Origin of the sequence: Halobiforma nitratireducens JCM 10879 (assembly GCF_000337895.1) — an archaeon.
Taxonomy (GTDB): Archaea; Halobacteriota; Halobacteria; order Halobacteriales; family Natrialbaceae; genus Natronobacterium; species Natronobacterium nitratireducens.
The window spans coordinates 1-3,938 of the sequence record NZ_AOMA01000123.1; the positions used below are offsets into that span (position 1 = coordinate 1).

The 3,938-nt window shown below is 65.9% G+C and carries 3 protein-coding genes; all 3 read left to right on the top strand.

Features of this window, described 5'->3' with window-relative positions; translation table 11 throughout:
* Positions 1-521: ribonuclease Z (locus tag C446_RS11980; protein WP_006673371.1), on the top strand; the 521-nt coding region annotated here is incomplete at its 5' end.
* Positions 522-733: 212 nt separating this feature from the next.
* Complete coding sequence (locus tag C446_RS11985) at positions 734-2,047, top strand: TIGR00341 family protein (RefSeq protein WP_006673372.1); 1,314 nt, start codon at positions 734-736, stop codon at positions 2,045-2,047.
* A 318-nt stretch (positions 2,048-2,365) separates the two neighbouring features.
* The coding region (locus tag C446_RS11990) for a DUF460 domain-containing protein (protein WP_006673373.1) at positions 2,366-3,938 on the top strand (1,573 nt) is incomplete at its 3' end.

Consider the following 3,938-nt stretch of genomic DNA (forward strand, 5'->3'; position numbering starts at 1 on the left):
AGACCGACCACGACGCCCGTTCCGTCGGGTACGCACTGATCGAAGACGAGCGCAAGGGTCGGTTCGACCGTGAACGTGCCGAAGAGCTCGGCGTCCCTGCCGGCCCCAAGTTCTCCCAACTTCACGAGGGCAATACGGTGGAACTCGAGGACGGGACCGTCGTCGACCCCGACCAGGTCGTCGGCGATCCCCGGCCGGGCCGGTCGATCGTCTACACCGGCGACACCCGTCCGACGGTCCGGACCATCGAGGTCGCCGACGAGCCGGACCTGCTGATTCACGACGCGACCTTCGCCGACGATCGGGCCGAACGGGCGACCGAGACCGCCCACTCGACTGCCCGCGGTGCGGCCGAGATCGCGAGTCGTGCCGACGCGAAGCGTCTTGCACTCGTCCATATCTCCTCGCGGTACACGGGCGGGGTCGAGGACCACCTCGCGGAGGCCCGCGAAGTCTTCGACGGCGAAACTGTCGTCCCCGAGGACGGACAGAAACTCGAGGTCCCGTATCCCGACGGCTAGGCGGGTAGCCACCTGACGAGGTCGTGACGGGAACAGCCCGATCCCGCCATCCGACTCACGAGAGTGACGGCGGGTTGTGACCTGCTCGAGGCTCGAGGATCAAGGCTCGAGGCCTGTAGATCGAGGCCCGAAGCCCGAATCTCGAGGATCGAGGGTACCCCACGCAGTGTCCGACACAGACGGTTTTCGACTGGGTATCGTACCCCCTGGGAATGCGGCACATCCAGGTCACGATCCCAACCGGCAAGCGGCAGGCGGTCCTCGGACTCTTGGACGAGGAGGGGATCGACTACGTCGTGACCGACGAGAGCAGCAGCCGGGAGTACGACGCCGTCGTCTCCTTTCCGTTGCCGACCAGCGCCGTCGAACCCGTTCTCGACTCGCTGCAGGAGGCCGGGGTCCAGGCGGAGTCTTACACCGTCGTCGTGGACGCCGAAACCGTCGCCTCGAGGCAGTTCGACGAACTGCAAGCGGAGTACGCAACCGAGAGCGTCGAGGAGGAACAGATATCGCGCCAGGAGCTGCTGACGCAGGCGAACGAACTGACGCCGACGTTCAGCGTCTTCTTCACGATGACGCTGATCAGTGCCATCGTCGCCACCGTCGGACTGTTGCTCGATTCGCCCGCAGTCGTCGTCGGCTCGATGGTGATCGCCCCGCTGATCGGCCCCGCACTGAGTGCCTCTATCGGGACGGTCGTCAACGACCGCGAGGTCTTCTTTACGGGGATGCGCTACCAGTTCGTCGGCGTCGCCGGCGGGATCGTGGCCGCAGCCATCGTCGCGTGGCTGTTCCAGTCGATGCTGCTGGTTCCGCCGGGAATCGAGATCACCGAAATCGACGAGATCTCCGAGCGGATCGCCCCCGAACTGCTCTTGCTTCCCGTGGCGCTCGGTGCGGGTGCGGCGGGCGTGCTCAGTCTCGCGACGGGGTTTTCGATCGCTATCGTCGGCGTGATGATCGCGGCCGCACTGGTGCCACCGATGGCCGCCGCCGGGATCGCCATTGCCTGGGGGCTGCCGGTCGCGGCGCTGGGGTCGACGGTACTCGTGCTGGTGAACCTACTTGGAGTCAACCTGGCGGGGCTCGTGACGCTGTGGTACCTCGGCTACCGACCCGGGAGCTGGTTCGAAATCTCGACGGCACAGCGACAGTTCCTCAAACAGATCACCGTCCTGGTTCTCGTCATCGCACTCCTGTCGCTGTTCCTGACTGGAATCACCTACACTTCCTACCAGGTCTCGACTTTCGAAGAGACGGCAACCCAGGAAGTCGAGGCCGTCCTCGCCGAGTACGACGACGCGACACTGCTCGAGATCGACGTCGAGGTCCGTGACGGAGGCGCGCCGCTCGACTCCTCGTTCGACGCGACCCAGCAGATCGACGTGGTGATAATCGAAGTCGGCGGCTCGCCGGGTCTGTACGACGAGGAGTTGATCGCCACCCTCGAGACGAACATCAACCAGCACGCTGACGACGATATCGCAGTCCAGGTTCGGTTCGTGACGACGGGCGAACGAAGCTAGGCCGCGACGAGTTCCACGTCGCTCGAGCCACAGAGCGGACACTGTTGGGACGCCGAATCGGAGAGCGTCGCGCCACAGCTTACGCACGCGTCACGGTCCGTCTCCGCGCCGGCGGTACCGCAGACGGAACACTGTTTTCTGGTCGCTCTGAAGCTCGCGTTACAGGACCGACACCTGTATACCCCTGTCACGGCCGTGTGACGGCTCGACGACCGAAGAGTTCCGGCCCGGCAGCCGCGGGGTCGACCCAGTTCGATCACCGAATCGGCGATCGCGTCCCGCGCCGGATTTATACCCAACTCGCCCCTAGGCCCGGTCGTGAGTACGCGAACGAGTGCCCTCGATGCGGTCGTCTACGGCGTCGACATCCAGAGCGGTGACGTGCGGGGCGACGCTCCCTCCTACGCCTTGGTTCGGTACGACGGCGACGACCTCGCTCGGGACGTCGTCTCCCACCGGAAACTCAGGCGACTGATCGACGACGAGGAGCCAGCCATCGTCGCCACGGACAACATGTACGAGCTGGCGGCGGACAAAGACGAGCTGATCCACTTTCTGGGCACACTACCTGCCGGAACCAGGCTCGTCCAGGTGACGGGGGCCGAACAGCCCGAACCCCTCTCGCGGGTCGCCAAGCGCCACGGGATTCCCTACGGCAAGGAGCCGATGAAGGAAGCCGAGGCCACGGCCCGCCTGGCCGCCCACAACGTCGGCCACGAAGTCTCCGCCTTTACCGACACCACCGAGGTCAAGGTCTCGAGAGGCCGCTCGACCGGCAGCGGCGGCTGGAGTGAGGATCGCTTCACGCGGCGCATCCACGGCTCCGTCAAGAAACGCGCCCGCGAGGTCGAGTCCGAACTCGAGGACGCGAACCTCGAGTACGAGCGCGAGGTTCGAGAGGCCTACGGGGGATTCGCCAACGCCGTGTTCACCGTCCAGGCCCGTCCGCAGGACATTCCCGTCTCGCGCAACCGGTCGGGCGACGTTCGCGTCGAGATCGAACGCGAGCGACGCGACGGCATCGAGTTCCGCCCGCTCGCGAAACGTCGCGACCACGTCGTCGTCGGCATCGATCCCGGGACGACGACGGCGGTCGCCATCGTCGGCCTCGAGGGCGAAATCCTCGACGTCTGGAGCTCTCGGACCAGCGACACCGCCGACGTGATCGAGTGGATCGTCGAACGGGGCCGGCCGATCGTCGTCGCGGCGGACGTGACGCCGATGCCCGAGACCGTCGAAAAGATTCGTCGAAGCTTCGACGCGGCCGGATGGACGCCCGAAACTGACCTCCCCGTCGACGAGAAACAACACCGGACCCGCGACTACAGCTACGAGAACGACCACCAGCGGGACGCCCTCTCGGCGGCTCTCTACGCGGTCGACGCCCACGAGGACCAGTTCGACCGCATCGCAGCCAAACTCCCGCCCGGCGTCGACCGTGGGGAGGTGACCGCCCGCGTCGTCGCCGGCGAGGAGAGCGTCGAGGCCGTTCTCGCGGACCTCGAGGGCGACGACGACGGCGACGACGACGACACCGAGCACGAACCCCGCGAGCTTACCGACGAAGAACAGCGGATCAACGACCTCGAACAGCAGGTCGACCGTCTCCAGTCACACGTGAGCACTCTCGAGGATCGACTGGACGAGAAAGACGACCGCATCGAGGAACTCGAGTCCGAACTCGACCAGGCACGCCGGGAAGAGCGCAAGGAGGTGCGGCGCAACCGCGAGGTGACCCGTCACCGCCGTACGGCCGAGCGCCTCGAGTACGAGCGCGACGAGGCCCGCGAGAAGGTCGCGGAACTCGAGAAGAAAGTCGACCGGATGAAAGCCCTCTGGAAGCTCGATCACTCGAATTTCAGCGACGTCTCGGCAGAGAAGGAGGGGCTGG